1 protein-coding gene and 1 pseudogene are annotated in these 690 nt (G+C 47.4%); both read right to left on the bottom strand.

Annotation, left to right across the window (positions count from 1 at the left end):
* A partial coding sequence (locus tag R7Q09_RS25840) for an efflux RND transporter permease subunit (RefSeq protein ID WP_318143905.1) occupies positions 1-446 on the bottom strand: 446 nt, incomplete at its 3' end.
* A 9-nt stretch (positions 447-455) separates the two neighbouring features.
* Positions 456-690 (bottom strand): annotated as a pseudogene (locus tag R7Q09_RS25845) (efflux RND transporter periplasmic adaptor subunit); the annotation flags it as partial.

Raw genomic sequence — 690 nt, forward strand, 5'->3', positions numbered from 1 at the left:
ACCGTGCCATAAAGCACAACGGTTAAAACTGGCTCCTCTGAAGCAAAAGTAACTTCATTGACCGTCGGTTCATCACTGTCTGCAGGTAACTTAGGTTTCGCCAGATCGACCACGTCGCGAACATCCGCCATCGCTTTATCGAGATCCACGCCAACGCTAAACTCCAAAGTGACTGAGGCGTGGCCTTCGGAGGCAACCGATGTCATCTCTTTCACCCCTTCAATTGAGCGCAGTTCTTGTTCGATAGGACGAACCAGTAAACGCTCAGCATCAGTTGGAGAAATACCTTGATGCCCCACAGAGACGTAAATGATAGGAATAGTGATATCGGGACTAGATTCTTTTGGGATGGTGACGTAAGTAATGACCCCTGCGATGAGGATCATCACCAACAAGGTCAACATCGTTCTTGATCGGGATAACGCAGCGTCAATTATACTAAACATGCTGCCTCCCTATTTTTCGGCCGCATCGGCAGCGACATCACCGACTTTATTCGCAATCACGGTATCGCCATCACGAACAAACCCCTGTCCTAATACAATAATGTCCGCTTGCTCGCCAAGCCCAGATAACCAAACGCCATCTTCTTCTGCTTTGACTAACTGAATAGGAACAAACTTAACGTGTTCATCTTGCAGTATTTTGACACCTAAATTCCCTTCTTCATCTAACGCCAACATTGCAGCG

Source organism: Vibrio sp. 2130-1 (assembly GCF_033339515.1).